The organism is Leclercia adecarboxylata (genome assembly GCF_023639785.1).
GTDB classification, from domain to species: Bacteria; Pseudomonadota; Gammaproteobacteria; order Enterobacterales; family Enterobacteriaceae; genus Enterobacter; species Enterobacter adecarboxylatus_D.
Map to the genome: position 1 here is coordinate 3,954,620 of NZ_CP098325.1, position 24,294 is coordinate 3,978,913.

Genomic DNA, 24,294 nt, shown 5'->3' on the forward strand with positions numbered 1-24,294 from the left:
GTAAGGCGCTTATAAAATGAACGACAGCTTACGTTCGCTTCCGGACGCGCAAATCACGGCCCGGTTATCTTTGATGTCCAGTTGCGGAATGTTTACTTCTGCCCTCTCTTCTCCGGTTGCCAGCACCGCGCTGCACAGCCAGCGCTCTCCGGGCAAAAGTGTGGTGGCGAGCACCGGAATGGCGGCGCATTCGGCAAACATGATGCTGCTGTTCGGCGGCGTCACTACGCTGTCAGGCTGACGGGCGATCACCGGCGAGAGATCGACAATCGCGCTGCTGCCGTTCGCGGCTTTCAGGAAACTGCCGCGGCCGATAAGCCGGGGGGCGGTCTTCATGACCGCAAATCCGCCCTCCACCGTTTGCAGGGTGCGCGCGCTGTTGATGCGGTGCAGGCGCAGGTGCCACTCGCCGAACGGCACCAGCCAGGTCTCGATATGAACGTCGTGCCAGGGCGACCAGCGCGAAAAAATGAAGTTCTCGTCGACGCGAACCTCCTCGCATTCGCGGCGTCCGCGGAAGTAGTTATCGCCATCCGCCAGCAGCAGCATAGAGTCGCAGGCGGCATGCTTGATGCCGAAGCGTCCGCGCTCGATGGTGAAACCAAAGCGGCTGGAGTAGGCAAATTTGGTGTATTTCGCCTCGGTATTGACGTAGTTGTTCAGCTCCAGCTGCCCGGCGGTGAGCATCGTGACGTGATCCGCCTGCATCAGGATCTGCCGGGCATGGGGGATGACGCGTTTTTCGGCAAGCACGGGCAGCGGCTGCTCTTGCGCCTGCCAGAACGGATGGCTCTCCGGCAGCGCCAGAATCAGATAGGTTTTCAGCGCCCAGTAGGGCGAGCCCGGCGCGTTATAGTCCTCGCACATCGCCAGATTCGGGTAGGCAAAGCCGAGCGTCAGGATGCCGTCGCGATCGGTGACAGGCTGCTGCTGCCACCAGCGCAGATGGCGCAGGATGATCCCTTTCACAATGCCCGGTGTGAAGACCTCCAGCCCGGAAAAGGCCACTGCGCTCCAGAAGGCGACCATCGCGAAGCGGTAGGTCAGGCTGCGGCCAAAGGGCACCGACGCGCCGTCGGCAGCGGACATATAGATAAAATCTTCGGCAAACAGGCGCGAGCGCTGGCGCAGCACCTCTGCCCGGGCTTCATCCCCGCTCAGGGTGGCGTAGATCAGGCCGTAAAAGTGAAAGGCCATCGAGATGTAGTAATCTTTTGGCCGGCCGGGACCGTCGGAATACCAGCCATCGCCCAGATAGTAGGCCTCCATCATCGCGAAGCGGCGATCAATGGCCTGCTGGTCGTACGGCAGTCCGGCGCGCTTAAAGCCAAGCTGGACCATAATGGCGAAGTAGTTCCAGTTGCTGTCCGGCATCTGCGCGTCGGTGATCTGGTTCAGCCAGGCGTGCAGGTTCATCACCTCGCGCTCGCTGAACAGATCGGTGAGCTTCTCCTGCAGCAGCGCCAGCCCCAGGCCATAGGCCGCCATCTCCACCAGACGCTGATCGTAGGGCGCGGTTTCGCCCCAGTAGCCTGCGCTTTGTGGGTCGGTGCCCTGCTTAATGGCGGTGATGTACTTGTCGCTGAACGGCGTGCTGTCCCCTGCGGCCATCAGCGGAAACAGCCCCCACAACACCCGGGATAACCCCTCCATACGGGCAACATCCGTAGCGTAGTGGGCACAGGTATCGCCCAGCGAAAAACGTGAACTGCCCGCCGGGAACTGCTTGTCCACAGCCGTTAACAACCTGTTCAGCGACGCCACCAGATCCTGGCGGGATGACAACGGATTTGATTTTTCTTTGTTTACCGCGCACATAGGCTCGTCCTCGTAATCAACTGCGGCAAAGCATAGTTAATCAGCAAGGTGCAGAAATGTTAGCCGGGTCACAGGAGTGAGAGATGAATAAACCCGCAGTTGAGAAAATTTAAAAAGGTGGTTTATAAAGGGGCAGGGTAAGGGAAAAGTTGAGTTTTATTGCACTATGCGCGAGACACCTACGGCGGAACACCTTGAGCTGATTGCCCTGAACGATACCATCGTGTCGTTCAGTCGCCTGTTCGCCAACACCGTGCGCTATCACCACTGGCACCAGTGTCTGGAGATTCTCTATGTTGAAGAGGGCTTTGGCGTGGCGATTGTCGATAACCGCCACTACACCATGCGCCCCGGCAGGCTCTTTTTCTTCCCGCCGTTCACCCTGCATAAGGTGATGGTCGATGCCCAGGCGGAGGCCAGCTACCGCCGGACCATTATTCATCTCGACCAGCACGCAGTGATGAAAGCCCTGCGCGATTTCCCCCACACCCGGCAGCGGCTCGAGACGCTGTCCCGGCGCGGGGGAGAGGCCTGGGTGGCAGACGTGGCGCACTGCCACAGCCATATCGATCATCTGTTCAGCTGCTACCCGCCGCCGTTAAACAGCGAGCGCGTCGCCAGCCTGCTGATTAGCCTGTTCGCCATGCTGCCGCACGACGACGAAGGCCAGCCCGGGAACAGCAACGGCATCGCCAGCCAGGTGATGTTCTGGCTGGATGAGCATTACCAGCAAAAATTCAGCCTGGATGCGCTGGCGAGTGAGCTGGGGAAATCACGCAGCTACGTATCGCGAAAATTCCATGCCGAAACGGGAGAGAAAATTCACGATTACCTGAATACCTTGAGGTTACGCAAAGCCTGCGAGTCTCTGCTGCACTCAGAGGCGAGCGTGCGGGAGATCGCCGCAAAGGTGGGGTTTTCGGACGTGACGTACTTTATCAGCGCATTTAAAAAGGGCATCGGAGAGACGCCCTTACAGTACCGGAAGAATCATGGTGCGGCCTGAGGAATTGCCGGGTGGCGGCGATGCCTTACCCGGCCTACAAACCCCGTAGGCCCGTGCAAGCGAAGCGCCGCCGGGCAAATAGCCCACCGGCATTTTATCAGCCTTCGATATCCGCCAGGTCGCCCTTCTCCTGCAGCCAGTTGCGACGATCTTCCGAACGCTTCTTGGCCAGCAGCATATCCATCATCGCATTGGTCTGCTGCTCATCTTCATCGCTGATGGTGAGCTGGACCAGGCGGCGGGTGTTAGGGTCGAGCGTGGTTTCACGCAGCTGGAGCGGGTTCATCTCGCCCAGCCCTTTAAAGCGCTGCACGTTAGGTTTGCCCTTCTTGCGCTTGAGCTGCTCCAGCACGCCCGCTTTCTCTTCTTCCGTCAGGGCGTAATAGACCTCTTTACCGAGATCGATACGGTACAGCGGCGGCAGCGCCACATACACATGGCCGTTTTTCACCAGGCTGCGGAAGTGCTTTACGAACAGCGCGCACAGCAGAGTGGCAATGTGCAGCCCATCGGAGTCCGCATCCGCAAGGATACAGATCTTGCCGTAACGCAGCTGGCTGAGATCCTCGCTGTCCGGATCGATACCGATCGCCACCGAGATGTCATGCACCTCCTGCGACGCCAGCACCTCATCGGAAGAGACCTCCCAGGTGTTGAGGATCTTACCCTTCAGCGGCATGATCGCCTGATATTCACGATCGCGCGCCTGCTTGGCCGACCCGCCCGCAGAGTCCCCTTCCACCAGGAACAGCTCGGTGCGGTTCAGATCCTGCGCGGTACAGTCCGCCAGCTTGCCCGGCAGCGCAGGGCCGCTGGTGAGCTTTTTACGCACCACTTTCTTCGCGGCACGCAGACGGCGCTGGGCGCTGGAAATCGCCATTTCGGCCAGCATCTCTGCCGCCTGCACGTTCTGGTTTAGCCACAGGCTGAAGGCATCTTTCACCACGCCGGAGACAAACGCCGCGCACTGGCGTGAGGAGAGGCGCTCTTTGGTCTGCCCGGCAAACTGCGGATCCTGCATTTTGACCGACAGTACGTAGGCGCAGCGCTCCCAGATATCTTCCGCCGACAGCTTCACGCCGCGCGGCAGAATGTTGCGGTATTCGCAGAACTCACGCATCGCGTCCAGCAGGCCCTGGCGCAGGCCGTTAACGTGCGTCCCGCCCTGCATGGTGGGGATCAGGTTAACGTAGCTTTCGGTCAGCAGCTCGCCGCCTTCCGGTAGCCACAGCAGCGCCCAGTCCACCGCTTCCGTATCACCGGCAAAATTACCGATAAACGGTTTTTCCGGCAGGGTCGGCAGGCCGTTAACCGCTTCGCCCAGATAATCGTTCAGGCCATCCTGGTAGCACCAGCGCTGCTCGCTGTTGTTGACCTCATCTTTGAAGGTGATTTCAACCCCAGGGCAGAGCACCGCTTTCGCTTTCAGAATGTGCGTTAAGCGTGAGACGGAGAAGCGCGGGCTGTCGAAGAAGCTCTCGTCCGGCCAGAAGTGGACGCTGGTGCCGGTATTGCGTTTGCCGCAGGTTCCGATCACCTTCAAATCCTGCACTTTATCCCCGTTCTCGAAGGCGATGTTGTAGACCTGGCCGTCGCGCTTAACGGTCACTTCAACCCGTTTTGACAGGGCGTTAACCACGGAGATACCTACCCCGTGCAGGCCACCCGAGAACTGGTAATTTTTGTTGGAGAACTTACCGCCCGCATGCAGGCGGCAGAGGATCAGCTCAACGGCCGGAACACCCTCTTCCGGGTGGATATCCACAGGCATGCCGCGACCGTCGTCGATCACTTCCAGCGACTGGTCGGCATGCAGGATAACGTCAACGCGTCTGGCATGGCCCGCCAGCGCTTCGTCAACACTGTTATCAATAACTTCCTGGCCCAGATGGTTTGGGCGCGTGGTATCGGTGTACATCCCCGGACGGCGGCGAACCGGCTCAAGCCCGGTGAGTACCTCAATGGCATCAGCGTTATAGGTTTGCGTCATGATTTAAACTAGCAATTCGCAGCGATTGTCAGAGGCTGTGCAGACCAAGGAAATCGACAATCTGGGTGAAATGATCCTCAAAGCCCGTGAAGGCATGATTACCGCCCTCTTCTACAGTCTGGCGGCAGGAGGCGTAATACGCCACTGCCTGGCGGTAATCCAGCACTTCATCACCCGTCTGTTGCAGCAGCCAGATGAGATCTGGCGCTTCCAGCGGATCAATCTGCATGACTTTGAGGTCGTAAATATGGCGAGACTCTAGCACATATTGCTGCCCGGTGTAGGGGTTCTCGTTGTGGCCAAGATAGCCAACCAGCAGCTCAAATGGCCGCACCGCCGGGTTCACCACCACAGCAGGCACCATAAAGCACTGGGACAGCCAGGTGGCGTAGTAGCCGCCGAGGGAGGAACCCACCACGCCAAAGGGCTCACCACCGTGCGCCATGACGATGGCCTCCAGCATTTCGGCGGCGTCAGCCGGGTACGGCGGCAGTTGCGGAACGATCATCTCGACGTGGGGATGATGCACCTCCAGCCATTGGCGAAACAGCGTCGCTTTTGCCGAGCGCGGGGAGCTGTTAAACCCGTGCAGATACAGGAGCGCAGACATCAGTATCCTTCTGAAGCGGTATCCGGGCGGAACGCTGAGCCTTGCAGGCGGCAGACGTCGGTCGTCAGCGAGCCGTCGGCATGCAGTTCCAGCCAGCGCCAGCCTGGCGCAATGGTATCTAACGTGAAGTTCGCGCAGTGCGGTTTGAACTGCACACAGGTAGAAGGCGTAGCCAGCAGGCGACGACCGTTCCAGTCGAGATCCTGCTCCTGGTGAATATGGCCGCAGAGTAAATGCTTCACCCGTGGGAATTTCTCCAGCACCTGATCCAGCGCGGCAGAGTTGCGCAGGCTGTGCTGATCGAGCCAGCTGCATCCCGCTGGCAGCGGATGATGATGCAGTAAAAGAAGAGTGTGACGCTCCGGCTCGGCTTCAAGTTTCGCTTCAAGCCACTCCAGCTGAAAATCGCTCAGCTCGCCGTGCGGCACGCCGAAGACCTGGCTGTCGAGCAGCAGAATTTGCCAGTGATCACCGGTGTAAACCCGTTTGGCTGGCGAAATACCGGAATCCTGGAGCGCGCTGTACATCGCAGGTTGAAAATCGTGATTTCCGGGTAGCCAGACGCAGGGCGCGTTAAAGCTCGCGATACCTTCAGCAAAATGCTGATAAGCCGCGGCGGTTTGGTCCTGCGCCAAATCGCCCGTTGCGACTATCAGATCGCATTCGCGCTTCTGGGCATGAATGGCTTCCAGAACAGCCTGATAACTCTCCCAGGTATTCACACCCAGCAGGGTTTCATGCTTATTGGCAAACAGGTGAGTATCGGTAATTTGTAATACCCTGACTGGCGCCCCACCAGCAACAGTCAGGTTCAACAGGCTTTCCAAATGGTGTCCTTAGGTAGGTTTCACGACGCTAACAAACCGGAATCGCCATCGCTCCATGTGCTAAACAGTATCTTAGCCAGTCGGCCAGAAACTGATTAATTTGATGCTTTTCGTCACGTTGATGCAACTTTTTATTTGGGTAATCATATCGCGCTTTGAAGCGGAAGATCTGCTGACTTGAACACACTTCAGCGACCATCGCGTCATGGTACAGCCGCACCGTCATCGACGGCAGGCTCCAGTAGCTGATGGAAGGCGCCGTTTGTTCAATTTCCACCAGCGTAGTGTAACGGGTTGATTCCGTAATCGTTAACCGATACTGCGCGTTGCTCACCTGATAGCTCACTGTTTCGCCGGGCGCGTCATTACGCGGCAGCAATCGGCGCAGCTGGGCGAAATTGGTTTCGCACAGGCGCATCATTTCAGGGAAGTCAGGTGTATAACGCTTCATTTTTTCCACTCGTTTCGTAAGTCCTGATAGTGCAGCTGTAGCCATTGCAAAGCGATGACAGAAGCCGCGTTGTCGATTTTCCCCTCTTCTACCCATTGATAAGCCTGCTCCCGGCTTACCACATGAACACGAATATCTTCGTTTTCATCAACCAGACCGTGAATACCTTGCGCGGTCGTGGCGTCCACTTCGCCTACCAGAACCGATAAACGCTCGCTGGTGCCCCCAGGGCTTGCCAGATAATTCGAAATCGGTTTTGTGCGCCCGACAACCAGCCCGGCCTCTTCCATCGCCTCGCGACGCGCTACGTCATCCGGCGTTTCGCCCGCTTCAACCATCCCGGCGACCATTTCCAGCAGCCACGGGCTTTCGCTGGTATCCAGCGCGGCAATGCGAATCTGCTCTATCAGTACCACTTCGTCCCGCACTGGGTCAAAGGGTAGCAAGACTGCAGCATGCCCGCGCTCAAAAATTTCGCGCTTCACCTCACCACTCATTTCGCCGTTAAACAGACGGTGGCGAAAACGGTATAATTCCAGCGAAAAAAATCCGCTGTAGAGCGTTTCTCGTGCAATAATTTCTACATCGTTTTTGGTGAAAGTCACTGGCATCTTTTCTGGTTTACGCATGTTTGCATCCTGTTATAAATGGTGACGTTAACGTGAAATTCAATTTTGCTAAACTGCGGTTTCTACCTCAGTATGGTAAATTGCTGCAAGTTATTGCCGCATGGCACGGAACGCCAACATTTTGCAGTGGCGAAGTCTGCTAGAATCGGTGGATATTTTTTAATGAGATCAGCGCTAACTAAGCTTCACAACAAGGAAAGCAAATGAAGAAATTGCTCCCCATCCTCATCGGCCTGAGCCTGACGGGCTTCAGCGCGTTGAGTCAGGCAGAGGACCTGATGCAGGTTTATAAGCAGGCACGTCTGAGCAACCCGGAACTGCGTAAGTCCGCCGCCGATCGTGATGCTGCCTTTGAAAAGATTAATGAAGCACGCAGCCCATTATTACCACAGTTGGGTTTAGGTGCAGACTATACCTATAACAACGGTTACCGTGATGCTAACGGCATCGATTCCAACGTAACCAGCGGTTCACTCCAGTTAACCCAGACGCTGTTTGATATGTCTAAATGGCGCACCCTGAGCCTGCAGGAAAAATCGGCCGGTATTCAGGATGTCACCTATCAGACTGACCAGCAGACGCTGATCCTTAACACCGCAACCGCCTACTTCAGAGTGCTGAGCGCCATCGACACGCTCTCCTACATTGAAGCGCAGAAACAAGCCATCTACCGTCAGCTCGATCAGACTACCCAGCGTTTCAACGTGGGTCTGGTCGCCATCACCGACGTGCAGAACGCCCGTTCACAGTACGACAGCGTCCTGGCGAACGAAGTGACGGCGCGTAACGATCTGGATAACGCGGTAGAACAACTGCGTCAGGTCACCGGTAACTACTATCCACAGCTGGCCTCGCTGAACGTTGAACGCTTCAAAGCTGAAAAGCCGCAGGCGGTGAATGCCCTGCTGAAAGAAGCTGAAAACCGCAATCTCAGCCTGCTGCAGGCGCGTCTGAGCCAGGATCTGGCCCGCGAGCAGATCCGCCTCGCGCAGGATGGCCATCTGCCAACCCTGAGCCTGAGCGCGTCTACCGGCGTGTCTAATACCAGCTACAGCGGTTCCAGAACCAGCGGCGCCCAGTACAACGACAGCGATGTCGGCCAGAATAAAATCGGCCTGAACTTCTCCCTGCCAATCTATCAGGGCGGCCAGGTCAATTCTCAGGTTAAACAGGCGCAGTACAACTTTGTCGGTGCCAGCGAGCAGCTTGAAAGCGCGCACCGCAGCGTTGTGCAGACCGTGCGTTCCTCCTTCAACAACGTGAACGCCTCTGTCAGCAGCATCAACGCCTACAAACAGGCCGTGGTGTCTGCCCAGAGTTCACTGGATGCGTCAGAAGCCGGTTACGCGGTAGGTACCCGTACCATCGTTGACGTGCTGGATGCGACCACCACGCTGTATAACGCTAAACAACAGCTCTCCAACGCTCGTTACAACTACCTGATTAACCAGCTGAACATTAAGCAAGCGCTGGGTACGTTGAACGAGCAGGATCTGCAGGCGCTGAACGGCGCTCTGGGTAAACCTATCTCCACCACCCCAGAAGTTGTGGCCCCGGAAAACCCACAGCAGGTAGCCTCTGCTGATGGCTTAACCGCAGCCGCTGCAAGCACTAACGCGAACTGATGTTTATACCCGGCCAGGGCTCTCCAGGCCGGGTATCATCGCGCTGTCCGACAAAAAAACGTAAGCCAACGTAAAGATCCCCCAGATTCGCCCCCATCGCTTCATTTTCCACCACTCATCCTCTATTCTGAGCGTTATTTTCTGTGTTTTACCACTGGGTCCTGGAAGACAATCATGAAACGGACAAAATCCATTAATCACGCTACGTTCCGCAAAAGCTGGAACGCGCGTCACCTCACTCCTGTCGCTTTGGCGCTGGGCGCCGTATTTATGCTGGCAGGCTGTGAGAAAACTGACGAAACGGTATCGCTCTATCAGAATGCCGATGACTGTGCTGCAGCCACCGGTAAAAGCGCAGAGTGTACCGCTTCATACAACAATGCCCTGAAAGAAGCGGAGCGCACCGCGCCAAAATACGCCAGCCGTGAAGACTGCGTGGCGGAATTTGGCGAAGGCCAGTGCCAGCAGGCGCCAGCACAGGCGGGCATGGCCCCCGAAAACCAGGCTCAGGCGCAATCCAGCGGTAGCTTCTGGATGCCATTAATGGCCGGTTACATGATGGGCCGTCTGATGAGCGGCGGCGCAGGCTACCAGCAGCAGCCGTTGTTCAGTTCGAAAAACCCGGCCAGCCCGGCTTACGGCCAGTACACCGATGCCAGCGGCAAAGGTTATGGCGCCGCTCAGCCAGGCCGCACCATGACCGTTCCGAAAACCGCCATGGCGCCAAAACCGGCCACCACCAGCACCGTCACCCGCGGCGGCTTTGGTGAGTCTGTTGCTAAACAGAACACTATGCAGCGTAGCGCGACCGGCACCTCAACACGCTCAATGGGCGGCTGACAATGGAACGAGTCAGCATTGTTGAGCGCCCGGACTGGCGCGAAAAAGCCACCGAATACGGTTTCAACTTCCATACCATGTACGGCGAGCCGTACTGGTGTGAAGATGCCTATTACAAGCTGACCCTCGCCCAGGTTGAAAAACTGGAGGAGGTCACGGCAGAACTGCACCAGATGTGCCTGAAGGTGGTGGAGAAGGTGATTGCCAGCGATGAGCTGCTGACCAGATTCCGCATTCCGAAACACACCTGGGGCTTTGTGCGTCAGTCCTGGAAAACAAATCAGCCATCGCTCTATTCCCGCCTCGATCTGGCCTGGGATGGCACCGGCGAGCCGAAGCTGCTTGAGAACAACGCCGATACGCCAACCTCCCTGTATGAGGCGGCCTTCTTCCAGTGGATCTGGCTGGAAGATCAGCAGAACGCGGGCCATCTGCCGGAAGGCAGCGACCAGTTCAACAGCCTGCAGGAAAAGCTGATTGAGCGTTTCGCTGAACTGCGCGAGCAGCACGGCTTCAACCTGCTGCACTTTGCCTGCTGTCGTGACACGGTCGAAGATCGGGGTACGGTACAGTACCTGCAGGATTGCGCCGCCGAGGCGGACGTGGCCAGCGAATTTCTCTACATCGAAGATATCGGGCTGGGTGAAAAAGGCCAGTTCACCGACCTGCAGGATCAGGTGATCAGCAACCTCTTTAAGCTCTATCCGTGGGAATACATGCTGCGCGAAGTGTTCTCGACCAAGCTTGAAGATGCTGGCGTGCGCTGGCTGGAGCCAGCCTGGAAGAGCATCATCTCCAACAAGGCCCTGCTGCCGCTGCTGTGGGAGATGTTCCCGGACCATCCGAACCTGCTGCCAGCCTACTTCGCGGAAGATGATTATCCGCAGATGGCCAAGTACGTTAAAAAGCCGATTTTCTCCCGCGAAGGGGCCAACGTATCGATTATCGAAAACGGTAACACCTTGGAAGCGGTAGAAGGTCCGTATGGCGAAGAAGGGATGATCGTCCAGCAGTTCTGTCAGCTACCTAAGTATGGCGACAGCTACATGCTGATCGGCAGTTGGCTTATCAACGATCAGCCAGCCGGGATTGGCATTCGCGAAGATCGCGCGCTGATCACCCAGGATCTGTCGCGCTTCTATCCGCATATCTTCGTGGAGTAGGCTGTGGTGCCGGGTGGCGGCTTCGCCTTACCCGGCCTACATAACTCCGTAGGCCCGGTAAGCGCAGCGCCACCGGGCGCTTTACCCCACCTGCACCGACAACATACTTAAACTGCCCATCTCGATGCCGTCCACCGGCGTCGTAATCGGTTCCTGACCATCCCACGCGCCTAAGATATAGAGCAGCGGCAGGAAGTGTTCAGCCGTCGGGTTGGAGAGCGAACCGCCGTCGTGCGCCAGGTAGTTCACCAGCGGATGTTTTTCTGCTGGCCCCTGCCAGGTCAGGTTTTCTTTTACGTAATTGTTAAATGCTGTCGCCCATGGATACGGCGTGTTTTCGCCATGCCAGCGGGCAGTGCGCAGGTTATGCACCACGTTACCGCTTGCCACCAGCATGATGCCCTCGTCCCGCAGGGCGGCGAGCTTCTTGCCCATCTCCAGGTGCCAGACCGCCGGTTTAGTGCTGTCGATACTCAGCTGCACCATCGGGATGTCGGCCTCGGGGTACATTTTGATCAGCACGCCCCAGGAGCCATGGTCAAATCCCCACGCCTCTTTATCGAGGGCAACCGGGACAGGTGCCAGCAGTTCTACCAGCCGCTGCGCCAGCGCCGGTGAACCTGGAGCCGGATAGTGCGTGTCGTACAGCGCCTGCGGGAAGCCGCCAAAATCATGAATCGTTTTCGGCGCTTCCATCGCGGTGACGCCAGTGCCACGGGTAAACCAGTGCGCAGAAATCACCACGATAGCTTTCGGCCGCGGCAACCTCTCTCCCAGATGACGCCAGGCGCGGGTGTAGACGTTATCCTCCAGCACGTTCATGGGGCTACCGTGGCCCAAAAACAGCGCTGGCATACGGGAAGAGGTCATGATGATATCCTTACACAAGATGTCGATTTGATAGCTTTACCTTACCTGTTACCAGGATAAGATGAACTCAGATAACCATGATGAAGATCATCAGGAAATTTGAATGTAAGGGATCTGTAAAGGCGACTATACCCGCTCGCTTTACGCGCGTTTAGCCTTTAGTATGAATGAGAATCATTATCATAAGGAGAGGTGAATGTCAGTTCCCCTGATTCTGACTATTCTTGCAGGCGCCGCCACCTTTATCGGTGCCGTGCTCGGCGTGTTGGGCCAGAAGCCTTCAAACCGCGTGCTGGCCTTTTCCCTGGGCTTTGCCGCCGGGATTATGCTGCTCATCTCCCTGATGGAGATGTTACCCGCCGCCCTTGGCACCGAAGGTATGTCGCCTGTGCTCGGTTACGGCATGTTTGTCTTTGGCCTGCTGGGCTATTTTGCGCTGGACAGAATGCTGCCCCATGCGCATCCGCAGGATCTGATGCAACAAGGGAGTCAGCCGCTGCCCCGCAACCTGCGCCGTACCGCGCTGCTGCTGACCCTGGGTATCAGTCTGCATAACTTCCCCGAAGGCGTTGCCACTTACGTGACGGCCAGCAACAATCTGGAGTTAGGTTTTGGCATTGCGCTGGCGGTGGCTTTGCACAATATCCCTGAAGGGCTGGCCGTTGCCGGGCCGGTCTATGCGGCCACGGGATCGAAGCGTAAAGCGGTGTTCTGGGCAGGCATTTCCGGTTTGGCGGAGATCGCGGGCGGCGTGCTGGCGTGGCTTATTCTCGGCAGCCTGATCTCACCGATCGTAATGGCAGCCATTATGGCGGCGGTGGCGGGCATTATGGTGGCGCTGTCAGTGGACGAACTGATGCCGCTCGCCAAAGAGATCGACCCGAATAACAACCCCAGCTACGGCGTGCTGTGCGGGATGTCGGTGATGGGGCTCAGTCTGGTGCTGCTCCAGACGGCAGGAATAGGATAAAAAAAACGCCGGGTTAACCCGGCGTTTTTTATGCTGCGTTCTCAGCTGGCTTTGCGCTCGTGCGCCTGGCGATAGGCCACCAGATCTTCGATAGTCACAACAGCCATGTTGTGTTTAACCGCAAAGTCGATGCACTCCGGCGCGCGGGCCATAGAGCCATCATCATTGGTCAGTTCACACAGGACACCGGCGGGTTTGAAACCTGCCAGCGTCACCAGATCGATAGTCGCTTCGGTGTGACCGCCGCGGGTCAGGACGCCGCCCGGCTGCGCACGCAGCGGGAAGACGTGGCCAGGACGGTTCAGGTCAGAAGGTTTTGCCCCATCGGCAATGGCTGCACGCACGGTGGTAACGCGGTCAGCGGCAGAAACGCCGGTGGTCACGCCACTGGCGGCTTCGATGGTGACGGTAAAACCGGTACCAAAGGCACTGGTGTTGTTCTCTACCATCATAGGCAGTTCCAGCTGTTTACGGCGATCTTCGGTGATGCAGAGGCAAACAATACCGCTGCCGTGACGGATGGTCAGCGCCATCTGTTCAACGGTCATGGTTTCGGCGGCGAAAATCATATCGCCTTCGTTTTCACGATCTTCATCGTCAAGTACCATCACGCCGCGGCCTTCGCGAAGCGCAGCAAGCGCTTGCTCAACACGGTCAGTAGAGGTACCGAAAGAGGAAAGGAGCGTCTGATTCATGGTAAAAAAACCTCATTAAAATTATGGTTACCAGAATCAGGGCAGTCTTAGGAGCGCCGTAGCACGGCAAAAAAATAACGTGAGCGGGCCTCGCCCGGCTGGTTCGTTACTCTCTCCCATCCGGACTTTAACCGTCGGCCCCGGAATTACACCGGATCTGCTGACCTTTGAGTTTGCACCCAAAGCGCTCGCGGGCTTTCAACATGGTGTTGATTTACCGCCGGTGGGGAATTTCGCCCCGCCCTGAGAATAAGCGGGATAACTATAACGCTAATGATTATGTTCGGCAACGCATAAGCTTCACACAATTCTGGTTTAAGGATCCCTGTAACGCGCTACAATGGTTCTAAACACCTTTTCTTCAAGGGAACTATGATGATCGACCCAAAAAAAATTGAACAACTTGCCCGCCAGGTCCATGAATCCATGCCAAAAGGCGTGCGTGAGTTTGGTGATGATGTTGAGAAGAAGATCCGCCAGGTGCTGCAGGCGCAGCTGATGCGTCTGGATCTGGTCAGCCGTGAAGAATTTGACGTGCAGACGCAGGTGCTGCTGCGCACTCGCGAGAAAATTGCCCTGCTGGAGCAGCGCCTGACCGAGCTGGAAAACCGCAGTGTTGTTGATGAAGTGAAACCGGCTCCGGCGATCCCACCGGTAGACGATCAGGCATAATTGCGGCCTGTGATGCCCGGTGGCGCTTCGCTTACCGGGCCTACAAACCGCCACCCGGTAAAAAAAACGGGCCTTTCGGCCCGTTTTTTATTTCTCGCTGTCTTTCTGGATCTTCTTAATGATGTTGGTGGTTGAACACCCGTCCTCAAAGTTGAGCACCATCACTTCTCCGCCGTTAGCCCACACCTCTTCGCTGCCCGCGATCTGTTCAGGCTTGTAGTCACCGCCCTTAACCAGCAGATCCGGCAGGATCCCGGCAATCAGACGCTGCGGGGTGTCCTCTTCGAACGAGACGACCCAGTCCACCGCTTCCAGCGCACCCAGCACGATCATCCGCTGCTCGAGCGGGTTCACCGGACGGGTTTCGCCCTTCAGGCGTTTGGTGGAGGCATCGCTGTTGACCGCCACAATCAGGCGATCGCCCAGCTTGCGCGCGTTAGCCAGATAAGAAACATGGCCCGCGTGCAGGATGTCGAACACGCCGTTAGTCATCACCACTTTTTCACCACGTTTACGCGCGGCGGTAACGGCCACTTTCAGCTCGTCTTCGCTCATCACGCCAAAACCGGTATCGGCACGGCCACGCACGGCGTTTTCCAGCTCGATAGGGGAAACGGTAGAGGTACCCAGTTTGCCCACCACGACGCCTGCGGCAGCGTTAGCAAAGTAGCAGGCCTCTTCCAGGGTGTTACCCGCCGCCAGTGTGGCCGCCAGCACGCCAATCACCGTATCGCCCGCACCGGTAACGTCATACACTTCCTGCGCCTGAGTCGGCATGTGCAGCGGTGCTTTACCCGGCTGCAGCAGGGTCATGCCCTGTTCGGAACGGGTCACCAGCAGGGCGGAGAGGTCAAAATCGGCGATGATCTTCATGCCGCGTTCGACAATTTCATCCTCGGTTTTGCACTTACCCGCCACCGCTTCAAATTCAGAGAGGTTAGGCGTCAGCAGCGTCGCACCGCGATAACGCTCAAAATCGGTCCCTTTCGGGTCGATCAGCACCGGCACACCGGAAGCGCGCGCCAGTTTAATCATCTGCTGAACGCTTGCCAGGGCCCCTTTCGCATAGTCAGAGAGCACCAGCGCGCCGATATTGCCCAGCGCCTGGTTGATGCGCTCGTGCAACGGCTCAGGATCCACGCCTTCAAAGCCCTCTTCAAAGTCGAGGCGGATCAGCTGCTGGTTACGCGACAGCACGCGCAGCTTGGTGATGGTCGGGTGCGTCGGAACAGAAACGAAATCACATTTGACGTTCACATCCGCCAGCGTCTTGCTCAGCGCCCGCGCGGCATCATCGATGCCGGTCAGCCCGACCAGACGGGAATGCGCGCCGAGAGAAGCAATGTTCATCGCCACGTTTGCCGCGCCGCCAGGACGCTCTTCAATGGTATCCACCTTCACCACCGGGACCGGGGCTTCCGGGGAAATGCGGCTGGTTGGCCCATACCAGTAGCGATCCAGCATCACATCGCCAACAACCATTACTCCAGCACGTTCAAACTCTGGCAGTGTTACTTTCATTCCTGACTCCAGAAAGATTCACAATTTGCGCGCGATAATATCACACTTGTTTTGTTACGCACGGTTCCACCAGCCACTTCTGCCAGCAGGCGCGCACCAGCTCTCGCTCGGCGTTGAAGCAGTCGAGCGGCAGATGACCGGGCTGCTCCTGCAGCGCCAGATGGTGCAGCTCATCGCGCAGCGTGGTGTAAGCCCGGGTCAGCGCCAGCGCTTCGTGCTCGTCCATAATGTCGTTTTGCGCCAGCAGTTCCAGAATGCGCACGTTATCCGACCAGCGGGTCAGCTTCGGTTTGGCGTGGGCGTCGCGCAGCACCAAATACTGGGTAATAAACTCAATATCGGTGATGCCACCCTCATCGGCTTTAATGTCAAAGCGATCCCGGTGTTTATTGCCCAGGTGGGCGCGCATTTTCTCGCGCATCTCACGCACCTCGGTCTGCAGCGTCTGGCCCTCGCGCGTGGCGGTAAGCACGTCGCGGCGAATGGCATCAAACTGGGCGTTAAGCTGTGGATCGCCGTACACCACCCGGGCACGCACCAGGGCCTGATGTTCCCAGGTCCAGGCCTCGTTCTTCTGATACTCGGCAAACGATTCGGTAGAGGTGACCAGCATGCCCGCCGCCCCGGAAGGACGCAGGCGGGCATCCACTTCGTACAGAATGCCCGACGAGGTGCGGGTGCTGAACAGGTGCATGATGCGCTGCGCAAGGCGCAGGTAGAACTGACGCCCGTCGATCTCACGCTCGCCGTCGGTCATCACATCCACCGGGCAGTCGTGCAGGAAGATCAGATCCAGATCGGAGCTGTAGCCCAGTTCCCAGCCGCCCAGCTTGCCGTATCCCACCACCGCAAAACCGCGCCCTTCCCGTTCGGCCAGGTGTGTCGGCTGGCCGTAACGCGCCACCATCTGCACCCACGCCTGATGGACCACAGCGTCAATAATGGCCTCTGCCAGCCAGGTTAAGTGATCGCTTACTTTCATTACCGGCAGCGTTCCGGCGATGTCGGCGGCGGCTACGCGCAGCAGCTGAGCCTGCTTAAACTGGCGCAGCGCCTCCAGCTGTTGCTCCTCGTCCTCTTCCGGCACGCGCAGCAGATACTGGCGCAGCTCGTCCCGGTAGGCATCGGTCGCCGTCGGCTGATAGAGGGTGTTGGGATCGAGCAGCTCATCCAGCAGCAGCGGATAACGGGCCAGCTTAGTCGCCACCATCGGCGAGGCGGCGCAGAGCGAAATCAGGTGCTTCAGCGCGCCAGGGAACTCGCTCAGCAGCTCCAGATAGGTTGTACGGGTGATAATCCCGCTAAGCAGCGGAGTCAGGCGCGACAGCGGCACCGGGGCGTCGGCCCGGGAGCAGACGTCGCTAAGCAGGTGCGGCATCAGGTGATCGAGCACCTGCCGCCCGCGCGGGCCAATGGCGCGTTTGTTCAGCTCGAGGCGGAAATCAGCGATCAGCGCCACCACCCGATGGCGATCGTCGTCACTCAGATGCGCCAGCACCGGGGTGGTGTCATCTTCCTGGAGCGCATCCTGCCACAGCTCGCGCCAGTGCTCAGACAGCTCATCCTCCTGCGTTTCGCTTTCATCATCGCCGATCAGGTCGTTAAAAATACGCCGTACCGCGGCCATATGCGCATCCAGCGCGGCGGTGAGCCCCTGCCAGTCATCCATGCGCATCCCCCAGGCGAGGCGGGCGCGATTGAGTTCATCCCCCGGCAAGGTCTGGGTTTGTTCGTCGTTAATGCTCTGCAGCAGGTTCTCCAGCCGACGCAAAAAGAGGTAGGCGTCACGCAGGATTTGCGCGTCGCCTTCCGGCAGCAGGTTAAGCCGGGCGATAGCCTCGAGCGTGGGCAGCAGGGAGCGGGACTGTAGCGACGGCTCGCGCCCGCCGCGGATCAGCTGGAACACCTGGACGATAAACTCGATCTCGCGAATGCCGCCCGCCCCCAGCTTGATGTTGTCTTTCAGGCCGCGGCGCCGCACTTCCCGGGCAATCATCCCTTTCATGTTGCGCAGGGACTGAATAACGCTGAAATCAATGTAGCGACGGAACACGAACGGGCGCAGCATGGCGCGCAGCTCGCTGGCGTAAGCGCCGTCGTTATCCCCCATGATCCGCGCCTTAACCATCGCGTAGCGCTCCCAGTCGCGCCCCTGCTCCTGGTAATAATCTTCCAGCGCGGCAAAGCTCAGCACCAGCGGGCCGCTGTCGCCGAACGGGCGCAGGCGCATATCCACGCGGTAGACAAAGCCATCCTGGGTGGGTTGGTCCAGGGCCTTAATCAGCCGCTGGCCCAGACGGGTAAAGAACTGGGCGTTATCCAGCTCACGGCGTCCGCCGCGGGTGGTGCCCTTCTCCGGCCAGGCGAAGATCAGGTCGATGTCCGACGAAAAGTTGAGTTCGCCGCCGCCGAGCTTGCCCATCCCTAAAATCAGCAGCGGCTGCGGGATGCCTTCGTCGCTGCACGGCGTGCCCCATTCGCGGCAGCAGGCGTCGTACAGCCAGTCGCGCGCGGCGACAATCAGCGTTTCCGCCAGACAGCTTAGCTGCTGCAGGGTACTCTCTTCACTCACCAGCATCAGCGCCTGCGCCCAGGCGATGCGCACCATCACCCGACGGCGGAAATGGCGCAGCACGCGCATCAGCGCGACTTCATCGCTGACCTCCGCCAGCGCGTCGCCCAGCCACCGGGCGTAATGCTGCCACTCATCCGCCCGGGGCGGCGTGGCCTCAAGTTCGGTCAGCCAGTCAGGATGGGCCGTGACGCTCTCCTGCACAAAGTCGCTGAACGCCAGCATCTGCCGGGCCTGCTCGCTTAATGACGAGGCGGGTAATGCTTCCGGCAGACGCTCACATACCGTCTGCCACTGCTGCTGTAAAAGTGAAGAAAGCGGCATCATTGGGGTTCCTTGCCTGCGTTAACGTTTTCCGCTGTGCAGCCAGAATGGCTCCTGCGAAATGGCTTCGTTACGGAAATGCTCAATTTCAATGTGCTGGCGGGTCTTAATGGCATACAGCAGCCCCTGCCAGTTCTCCAGCCAGGCGCGGGCCACCGGGCCGTCATACGCCCCGGACAGAAGCAGCATGCTGTCGACGTTACGCGCCAGACGAATCAGCTGATCGCCATACTGGTCGCCCAACGGATGCGCGAAAATGGTTTTCAGTTCAGCCGCGTGGCGGGAGAGATGAATATCGGCGAAGCGCTTGAAGTTATCGGCAATTTTGGCCTGCGCTTTGGCATCCAGGAAGGTACGCCAGCCGCGGGTCACCAGAAACTCGGTCAGCGCCAGTTTCGCGGTGGCGGTTTGCGGGCTGTATACCGCCGTCTCGGCAGAGACATCCGACGCCATCAGGGTCTCTGTCTGGGTCAGCAGATCGCGTAAGTGAGCACTCGCTTTACGCGGCACAATGCCGCCGAACAGCGTCAGGCTGTGACGCACCAGCGCAATCGCGGCCTGCACCTCCGCTTTGGCCCCCTTCACGCCGCGGATCCACAGCTCTTCGTGGTACTGCCACTGGCTCAGCGCCAGCTCCAGCGAGGCTTCAAACCCCTGCTCGATGGACGATTTTGGCGCGACGCGCATAATCTCAAGCGGTTTCAGGGTGCGCGGCGCATTGCCCTGGGCCAGATGATAGCCACGGGCCGCCTTGCTCAGGCTCCCCTGACGCAGGCCGCTCTGGGTGACCAGTTTGCGCGCCAGCTTCAGCACGTCGTCGGCGTGGCCTTCCAGCAGCTCAAGCTCCAGTTCGCAGATCGGTTCCTGGAACTCGCCCGCTTTCACTTCGCCCCGGTCGAGGGCGATTTCGATACGGCTTTTACCTTCGTTTACCAGCCACTTTTCACGCCAGAAATCGGTGCTGAACAGCGGGCTGGCGCTCTCCTGCAGCCCTTCAGGCAGCTGGCCGTCCGGCCACACTTCCGCCGGGAAGCGCGCCAGATCCAGCGCAGGCTGGTCAATTTCAATGTTGTATTCCGGGCGCTGGTGCAGCCCTCCGACCACGCGACCGGCGATTTTCATGGTCATCTCGTAGCGACCATCTACACCGCGGATACGCAGCCCCATATCATGGCGACGCAGCCACAGGTCCTGGGTTTCGTAATAGATGTTGAGCAGTTGCACCGGCGCGTGATGTTCACCTGTCAGCTGATGCAGATGGTTTTTCAGCGCGTCAACGCTGTCATTTTCAACGATAAACTTTAATTCGATTTCCTGAGCCATGGCCTTGTTCTTTTGATTGCAGCACTGCGGGGTAAATTTAGGCGAACTTAGTCGCCAGTTTTTTGTCAGTAGATAGTATTTTGCGCCAGATTGCCACGCAATGAGCAATTTGACGGGCGTAAAGTTTGTTAATGTGGCAAACAATACACGGAGGATTCCGAATGCTGACGAATCCTTTGCGTGGAGAAGCCGTTACCACTACTATCGTTCCACTTTTTATGAAAATAACGACTGCCTGATGCTTAAATTACGCCTAATCGGACTGACATTACTTGCCTTTAGCGCCGCGACAGCGGTCCACGCTGAAGAGAAACGCTACGTTTCTGACGAACTGAATACCTGGGTACGCAGTGGACCGGGTGACAATTATCGCCTCGTGGGTACGATTAATGCCGGCGAGGAAGTGGTGCTGTTACAGAGCAACGCCGACTCCAGCTATGGCCAGGTGCGCGACAGCAGCGGCCGTACCGCCTGGATCCCGCTGAAAGAGCTTAGCACCAGCCCAAGCCTGCGCACCCGCGTGCCGGATCTGGAAAACCAGGTCAAAACCCTGACTGACAAACTCACCAACATCGACGCCACCTGGAATCAGCGCACGGCTGAGATGCAGCAGAAAGTGGCCCAGAGCGACGGGGTGATCAACGGTCTCAAAGACGAAAACCAGAAGCTGAAAAACGAGCTGATCGTCGCCCAGAAAAAGGTGAGCGCTGCCAATCTGCAGCTGGATGACAAACAGCGCACCATCATCATGCAGTGGTTTATGTATGGCGGCGGCGTGCTCGGTATCGGCCTGCTGCTGGGTCTGGTGTTGCCGCATCTGGTGCCGAGCCGTAAGCGTAAAGACCGCTGGATGAACTAAATCGCTATCTCTGCCACACTTACGTATTATTGCCATTTTGATACGGGAGAGTGTGGCGTGAAGATTTATCTGGTCGGTGGTGCGGTTCGTGATGCGTTGTTAGGTCTGCCGGTCAAAGATAAAGACTGGGTGGTGGTGGGAGCCACGCCTCAGGAGATGCTTGATGCGGGCTACCAGCAGGTAGGCCGCGATTTTCCTGTGTTTCTGCATCCCGAAAGCCGCCAGGAGTATGCTCTGGCGCGTACCGAGCGCAAATCCGGTGTTGGCTATACCGGGTTTATCTGCCATGCCGACCCGGACGTTACCCTCGAAGAAGACCTGCAGCGCCGCGACCTGACCATCAACGCTCTGGCGCAGGATGAACACGGCCATATTGTTGATGCGTATGGCGGTCAGACGGATCTGAAAAACCGCATTCTGCGCCATGTATCCCCCGCTTTTTCTGAAGATCCGCTCCGCGTGCTGCGCGTGGCGCGCTTTGCTGCCCGCTATGCCCATCTGAGCTTTCGCATCGCCGATGAAACTATGGCGCTGATGGCCGCGATGACCGAAGCGGGCGAGCTGGAACACCTTACCCCCGAACGCGTGTGGAAAGAGACCGAAAACGCGCTGACCACGCGCAATCCGCAGGTTTATTTCCAGGTGCTGCGCGACTGCGGCGCGCTGAAGGTGCTGTTCCCGGAGCTGGACGCCCTGTTCGGCGTACCGGCCCCGGCGAAGTGGCACCCGGAGATCGATACCGGTATCCATACCCTGATGACCCTCAGCATGGCGGCGATGCTCAGCCCGGAGGTGGATATCCGCTTTGCCACCCTCTGTCACGACCTCGGCAAGGGATTAACCCCGCCTGAGTTATGGCCACGTCACCACGGCCACGGCCCGGCGGGCGTGCGTCTGGTGGAAAAGGTCTGCCAGCGGATGCGGGTGCCCAACGAGATCCGCGATCTGGCGAAGCTGGTCGCCGAGTTCCATGACCTGATCCACACCTTCCCGATCCTCAAACCGGCCACCATCGTTAAGCTGTTCGACAGCATTGATGCCTGGCGTAAGCCGCAGCGCGTGGAGCAGATCGCCTTAACCAGCGAGGCCGACGTGCGCGGGCGCACCGGGTTTGAAGCCAGCGATTACCCGCAGGGGCGGTTGCTGCGCGAAGCCTGGGAGGTGGCGAAAGCCGTGCCGACAAAAGCGGTGGTCGAGGCCGGATTTAAAGGCCCGGAGATTCGGGAAGAGTTAACAAAACGGCGGATTAAGGCCGTCGCAGACTGGAAGGAAAAGCGCTGCCCCCAGCCCGAAGGCTGAGGGCGGGCAATCAGAAGAAGACCACGTACACCGCGGCCGCCACGATAAAGCGATAGATGGCGAACGGGATAAACGAGATGCGTTTGATTAGCTGCAGGAAGGTTTTAATGGCGATCAGCGCCACGATAAAGGCAGTGATAAAGCCCACCGCAAACATCGGGATGTCGCTGGCGGTCAGGAAGTGGTAGCTCTTGTAGAGATCGAGCGCGGTGGCGCCCATCATCATCGGCACCGCCAGCAGGAAGGAGAACTCAGAGGCCGCATAGCGGCTCACGCCCATCAGCATCCCACCTGAAATCGTCGCCCCGGAACGGGAGAAGCCCGGCCACAGCGCCAGACACTGGAAGCAGCCAATCATAAACGCCTGACGGTAGGTCATGTCATCCAGACCCGGTGCGCGCGGCTCTTTCGGCTTAAACAGCTCGGCGGCAATCAGCAGGAAACCGCCAACCACCAGGGCATACATTACGTTTATCGGGTTAAACAGTGACTTGATGGTATCGTGCAACACCAGCCCCAGCACCACCGCCGGGATCATCCCGAGCAGAATGTGCAGCAGCGTCAGACGCCCTTTACCAGAACCTTCATGCGGCGGATGGCCAAAATGAATGCCAATCAGGCCGAACAGGCGACGCCAGAACATCACCACCACCGCAAGAATGGATCCTAACTGGATCACCACTTCAAAGGTTTTCGCCGTTTCGCCCTCGAACCCCAGCAGGTGGCCGACAATGATCATGTGGCCTGTACTGGAAACCGGCAAAAACTCTGTCAATCCTTCGACCACACCCAGTATTGCTGCCACCAGCAGGGAGTGTATATCGCTCATCAATTAACCCCTAAAAAGACAAAAAAACAGGCTACCCGAAGGGTAACCGTAGAAAGAATCTCTGAAAGACTGATTTAACAGGAATTAGCTGAACTATTATACCGTTAAATATTCCCTTTCAGATTTTGGCTACGCTCAATAATGACGCCGACGTTGGCGGCCCGCGCCACCGCGCCAGGCTTGCTGACTTTGATGCGTACCCAGGGGGAATTAAAGCGACTCAGCAGCAGCTCCGCCACCTCTTCCGCGACGCGCTCCACCAGCGCAAAACGCTGGCCTTCCACGTGGCTGATGATCGCTTCACTCACGTCGGCATAGCTCAGACAGTCGTTCACATCATCGCTTTTTGCGGCGGCGACGTTATCCCAGCCCATTTTGATATCGAACACGAGTTTCTGTTCGATGGTCTGCTCCCAGTCATACACCCCGATAGTGGTGATTACCGAAAGTTGCTCTATAAATACTATATCCATCACGACCTGCCTGGTTTTTGGCTAAACCGGATACCACTCCCGGCGAATTATGCGTATTATCCACAGATGCTAAGTACAAAACGACATTTTCAAAACGGAACAGCGTTATGAGTGCAATCGCGCCTGGAATGATCCTCCTTGCCTACCTTTGCGGCTCAATTTCCAGCGCCATTCTGGTCTGCCGCATCGCCGGGTTACCTGACCCACGCGAGAGCGGCTCCGGGAATCCGGGGGCGACCAATGTACTACGAATTGGCGGCAAAGGAGCAGCCGTAGCGGTTTTGATTTTTGACGTACTGAAAGGAATGCTTCCCGTCTGGGGCGCGTATGCACTGGGCGTCACGCCGTTCTGGCTGGGGCTGATTGCTATTGCCGCCTGCCTGGGCCACATCTGGCCGGTCTTCTTTGGTTTTAAAGGCGGAAAAGGCGTTGCCACTGCATTCGGTGCCATTGCACCTATTGGCTGGGATCTGACCGGCGTGATGGCCGGTACCTGGCTGCTCAGCGTGTTGCTTAGCGGTTACTCTTCTCTTGGCGCCATCGTCAGCGCGCTGATTGCGCCGTTTTATGTCTGGTGGTTTAAGCCGCAGTTTACCTTTCCGGTGTCGATGCTCTCTTGTCTGATCCTGTTGCGTCATCATGACAATATTCAGAGGTTGTGGCGGCGTCAGGAGACGAAGATCTGGAGCAAGTTGAAGCGGAAGAAGAAAGAGCCGCGGTAGGGTTTTTATTTAGTTTTAGTGGAATTATTCCGTTCACTTTATGACCAACAGAATATGACGTTCACCTCAGCGGAATGGATATAAAGCAGAGAAGCCATAGTGAACGGAACCCTTCCATCGTTGCCCCAAAATTCTTCATCCCCGCTGGCAATAGCCCCCCATCCATAAGCGACTCATATGACAGCCTTCATTTCCGCCAGGGCATA

Annotated in this window: 22 protein-coding genes and 1 riboswitch; of the genes, 9 read left to right on the forward strand and 13 right to left on the reverse strand. The window is 57.8% G+C overall.

The features are described from left to right. Window positions 1-9: 9 nt before the first annotated feature. Window positions 10-1,818: a DUF2264 domain-containing protein gene (locus NB069_RS18640; protein WP_250585981.1), complete on the reverse strand. Its 1,809-nt coding sequence runs from the start codon at window positions 1,816-1,818 to the stop codon at window positions 10-12. Window positions 1,819-1,984: 166 nt separating this feature from the next. Here NB069_RS18640 and NB069_RS18645 point away from each other — a divergent pair, with 166 nt between their 5' ends. After that, window positions 1,985-2,824, forward strand: coding sequence for an AraC family transcriptional regulator (locus tag NB069_RS18645; protein ID WP_250585983.1), 840 nt, complete (start codon window positions 1,985-1,987; stop codon window positions 2,822-2,824). Between the two features lie 97 nt (window positions 2,825-2,921). Here the strand turns inward: NB069_RS18645 and parE are convergent, their stop codons facing one another. From parE to nudF, 5 genes are read right to left on the reverse strand one after another with little or no spacing between them, the layout of a single operon-like run. After that, window positions 2,922-4,814 (reverse strand): DNA topoisomerase IV subunit B, encoded by a 1,893-nt coding sequence (gene parE, locus NB069_RS18650; protein WP_250585985.1) that lies wholly within the window; start codon window positions 4,812-4,814, stop codon window positions 2,922-2,924. Between the two features lie 28 nt (window positions 4,815-4,842). Continuing rightward, on the reverse strand, window positions 4,843-5,424 hold the full coding sequence (gene yqiA / locus NB069_RS18655) for an esterase YqiA (RefSeq protein WP_250585987.1): 582 nt from the start codon (window positions 5,422-5,424) through the stop codon (window positions 4,843-4,845). Next, a complete protein-coding gene (gene cpdA, locus NB069_RS18660) occupies window positions 5,424-6,251 on the reverse strand; it encodes a 3',5'-cyclic-AMP phosphodiesterase (RefSeq protein ID WP_250585989.1) in 828 nt (275 codons plus the stop codon). The genes yqiA and cpdA overlap by 1 nt, the downstream gene beginning before the upstream one ends. Before the next feature lie 28 nt (window positions 6,252-6,279). Next, the gene (locus tag NB069_RS18665; protein WP_003862516.1) at window positions 6,280-6,702 is read right to left on the reverse strand and encodes a DUF1249 family protein; all 423 of its coding nucleotides are present in this window, start codon (window positions 6,700-6,702) and stop codon (window positions 6,280-6,282) included. After that, a complete protein-coding gene (gene nudF / locus NB069_RS18670) occupies window positions 6,699-7,331 on the reverse strand; it encodes an ADP-ribose diphosphatase (protein ID WP_250585991.1) in 633 nt (210 codons plus the stop codon). Before nudF ends, NB069_RS18665 begins: the two co-directional genes overlap by 4 nt. A gap of 203 nt (window positions 7,332-7,534) precedes the next feature. On the opposite strand from nudF, the gene tolC reads away from it, so the two are divergent. From tolC to NB069_RS18685, 3 genes are all read left to right on the forward strand, one after another. Beyond that, window positions 7,535-8,956: an outer membrane channel protein TolC gene (gene tolC, locus NB069_RS18675; RefSeq protein ID WP_250585993.1), complete on the forward strand. Its 1,422-nt coding sequence runs from the start codon at window positions 7,535-7,537 to the stop codon at window positions 8,954-8,956. 174 nt (window positions 8,957-9,130) lie between these two features. Beyond that, complete coding sequence (locus NB069_RS18680; protein ID WP_250585995.1) at window positions 9,131-9,796, forward strand: DUF1190 family protein; 666 nt, start codon at window positions 9,131-9,133, stop codon at window positions 9,794-9,796. A gap of 2 nt (window positions 9,797-9,798) precedes the next feature. Then, window positions 9,799-10,959: a glutathionylspermidine synthase family protein gene (locus NB069_RS18685; protein ID WP_250585998.1), complete on the forward strand. Its 1,161-nt coding sequence runs from the start codon at window positions 9,799-9,801 to the stop codon at window positions 10,957-10,959. Window positions 10,960-11,040: 81 nt separating this feature from the next. Here the strand turns inward: NB069_RS18685 and ygiD are convergent, their stop codons facing one another. After that, window positions 11,041-11,829: a 4,5-DOPA dioxygenase extradiol gene (ygiD, locus tag NB069_RS18690; RefSeq protein ID WP_250586000.1), complete on the reverse strand. Its 789-nt coding sequence runs from the start codon at window positions 11,827-11,829 to the stop codon at window positions 11,041-11,043. Between the two features lie 196 nt (window positions 11,830-12,025). Here ygiD and zupT point away from each other — a divergent pair, with 196 nt between their 5' ends. Then, window positions 12,026-12,799 (forward strand): zinc transporter ZupT, encoded by a 774-nt coding sequence (gene zupT / locus NB069_RS18695; protein WP_250586002.1) that lies wholly within the window; start codon window positions 12,026-12,028, stop codon window positions 12,797-12,799. 41 nt (window positions 12,800-12,840) lie between these two features. On the opposite strand, the gene ribB is transcribed toward zupT, so the two are convergent. After that, window positions 12,841-13,494 (reverse strand): 3,4-dihydroxy-2-butanone-4-phosphate synthase, encoded by a 654-nt coding sequence (gene ribB / locus NB069_RS18700; protein WP_103176994.1) that lies wholly within the window; start codon window positions 13,492-13,494, stop codon window positions 12,841-12,843. 104 nt (window positions 13,495-13,598) lie between these two features. Continuing rightward, a riboswitch (FMN riboswitch) is annotated at window positions 13,599-13,749 on the reverse strand. A 120-nt stretch (window positions 13,750-13,869) separates the two neighbouring features. On the opposite strand from ribB, the gene ubiK reads away from it, so the two are divergent. Continuing rightward, the gene (gene ubiK, locus NB069_RS18705; RefSeq protein WP_039031762.1) at window positions 13,870-14,166 is read left to right on the forward strand and encodes a ubiquinone biosynthesis accessory factor UbiK; all 297 of its coding nucleotides are present in this window, start codon (window positions 13,870-13,872) and stop codon (window positions 14,164-14,166) included. A gap of 87 nt (window positions 14,167-14,253) precedes the next feature. Here ubiK and hldE read toward each other — a convergent pair whose 3' ends face one another. From hldE to NB069_RS18720, 3 genes are read right to left on the reverse strand one after another with little or no spacing between them, the layout of a single operon-like run. Further along, complete coding sequence (gene hldE / locus NB069_RS18710) at window positions 14,254-15,687, reverse strand: bifunctional D-glycero-beta-D-manno-heptose-7-phosphate kinase/D-glycero-beta-D-manno-heptose 1-phosphate adenylyltransferase HldE (protein ID WP_250586004.1); 1,434 nt, start codon at window positions 15,685-15,687, stop codon at window positions 14,254-14,256. A gap of 40 nt (window positions 15,688-15,727) precedes the next feature. Continuing rightward, entirely contained in the window at window positions 15,728-18,586 is a 2,859-nt protein-coding gene (glnE, locus tag NB069_RS18715) for a bifunctional [glutamate--ammonia ligase]-adenylyl-L-tyrosine phosphorylase/[glutamate--ammonia-ligase] adenylyltransferase (protein WP_250586006.1), read from the reverse strand. 18 nt (window positions 18,587-18,604) lie between these two features. Next, window positions 18,605-19,906 carry an inorganic triphosphatase gene (locus NB069_RS18720; RefSeq protein ID WP_250586008.1) on the reverse strand — a complete coding sequence of 434 codons (1,302 nt, stop codon included), beginning with the start codon at window positions 19,904-19,906 and terminating at the stop codon, window positions 18,605-18,607. A 238-nt stretch (window positions 19,907-20,144) separates the two neighbouring features. Here NB069_RS18720 and NB069_RS18725 point away from each other — a divergent pair, with 238 nt between their 5' ends. Next, on the forward strand, window positions 20,145-20,765 hold the full coding sequence (locus NB069_RS18725; protein ID WP_250586010.1) for a TIGR04211 family SH3 domain-containing protein: 621 nt from the start codon (window positions 20,145-20,147) through the stop codon (window positions 20,763-20,765). A 57-nt stretch (window positions 20,766-20,822) separates the two neighbouring features. Beyond that, the gene (locus tag NB069_RS18730) at window positions 20,823-22,064 is read left to right on the forward strand and encodes a multifunctional CCA addition/repair protein (protein WP_250586013.1); all 1,242 of its coding nucleotides are present in this window, start codon (window positions 20,823-20,825) and stop codon (window positions 22,062-22,064) included. Between the two features lie 10 nt (window positions 22,065-22,074). Here the strand turns inward: NB069_RS18730 and bacA are convergent, their stop codons facing one another. After that, window positions 22,075-22,893: an undecaprenyl-diphosphate phosphatase gene (gene bacA / locus NB069_RS18735; RefSeq protein WP_250586015.1), complete on the reverse strand. Its 819-nt coding sequence runs from the start codon at window positions 22,891-22,893 to the stop codon at window positions 22,075-22,077. A gap of 104 nt (window positions 22,894-22,997) precedes the next feature. Continuing rightward, a complete protein-coding gene (gene folB / locus NB069_RS18740) occupies window positions 22,998-23,366 on the reverse strand; it encodes a bifunctional dihydroneopterin aldolase/7,8-dihydroneopterin epimerase (RefSeq protein WP_250586017.1) in 369 nt (122 codons plus the stop codon). 107 nt (window positions 23,367-23,473) lie between these two features. On the opposite strand from folB, the gene plsY reads away from it, so the two are divergent. Further along, window positions 23,474-24,088: a glycerol-3-phosphate 1-O-acyltransferase PlsY gene (gene plsY, locus NB069_RS18745; protein WP_250586019.1), complete on the forward strand. Its 615-nt coding sequence runs from the start codon at window positions 23,474-23,476 to the stop codon at window positions 24,086-24,088. Window positions 24,089-24,294: the final 206 nt, after the last annotated feature.